We start from the raw sequence: 1,303 nt of genomic DNA on the forward strand, positions 1-1,303 counted from the left end.
CACCTGATCGAGGTCAACAGCCAGGTTGTCGACGGTCGGTTGGAGATGGTGTGGACGTATGGGGGTGAGGTGTATGACGAGGCGACGGTGGAGCGGCTGGCGCAGCGGTATGTGGATGTCCTGGCCGATCTGATCGCGTTCTGCTGCCGTCCGGGGGTGGGTGGTTGTACCCCGTCGGACTTTCCGCTGGCCGGGCTGGATCAGGCCGGTGTGGATGGTGTCGCGCGTCGGGTGGGGACGGTGATCGACGAGATTTATCCGTTGACGGCGTTGCAGCAGGGGATGGTGTTCCACAGTCAGTTGTCTTCGGATGCGGGGATGTACTGGGTGCAGAACGGTCTGCTTCTGGAGGGGGAGCTGGATCTTGATGCTCTGAAGCGGGCGTGGGAGTTGGTGTTTGCGCGGCATGAGGTGCTGCGTAGTGCGGTGGTGTGGGATGGCGTGCCGGAGCCGCTGGCGGTGGTGTCCCGGTCGGTGCCGCTGCCCCTGCGGGTGATGGACTTCTCGCGGCTGGAGGAGGATGCCCGGCGGCAGCGGATGGATGCTTTCCTGGCGGAGGACTGGGCGCGGGGTGCGGACTTCTCGGCTCCCACGCTGGTGCGGCTGGCTCTGATCCGGCTGGCCGGTGACCGGCATCAGCTCGTGTGGAGTTACCACCACCTCCTCCTGGATGGGTGGAGTGTGCCCATTGTGCTGGGGGAGGTGCTGGAGGCGTATCACGCTTTCCGTGACGGGAATCGGCCGCAGTTGTTGGCGCGTGCGCCGTTCCGGGAGTTCGCTGGGTGGGTGGCGGGTCAGGATTTGGTGGAGGCGCGGGGGTATTGGGGTGGTCGGCTTGCGGGGTTTGTGGAGCCGACGGTGTTGGGTGTGGAGCGGGTTACGGGGGATCAGGGGCAGGCGGATCTGCATGTGGAGTTGCCGCCGGGTCTGGCGGGTGCGGGTCTGGCGGAGTTTGCGCGGCGGCATCGGTTGACGTTGAACACGGTGGTGCAGGGTGCGTGGGCGTTGGTGTTGTCGTTGTATGCGGGTTCGGATGATGTGGTGTTCGGTGTGACGTCGTCGGGTCGTGGTGGCCAGATCGACGGTATGGACTCGATGGTGGGTCTGTTGTTGAACACGACGCCGGTGCGGGTGCGGGTGGAGCGGGACCGGCCGGTGGCCCAGTGGCTGGCGGGGTTGCAGGACGAGCAGGTGCGGGCGCGTAAGTACGAGCACACGCCGTTGGTCACGATTACCGAGAGCAGTGAACTCCCGGCGGGCCAGGCTCTGTTCAACACCCTCTTCGTCTTCGAGAACTACCCGG

The 1,303-nt window shown here is 65.6% G+C and carries 1 protein-coding gene; it reads left to right on the forward strand.

The window, feature by feature from the left end; genetic code table 11:
- A partial coding sequence (locus tag ACH492_RS40065; protein WP_398994379.1) for a condensation domain-containing protein occupies positions 1 to 1,303 on the forward strand: 1,303 nt, incomplete at both ends.

This window comes from Streptomyces sp. NPDC019443, from assembly GCF_044389785.1.
Lineage (GTDB): Bacteria > Actinomycetota > Actinomycetes > Streptomycetales > Streptomycetaceae > Streptomyces.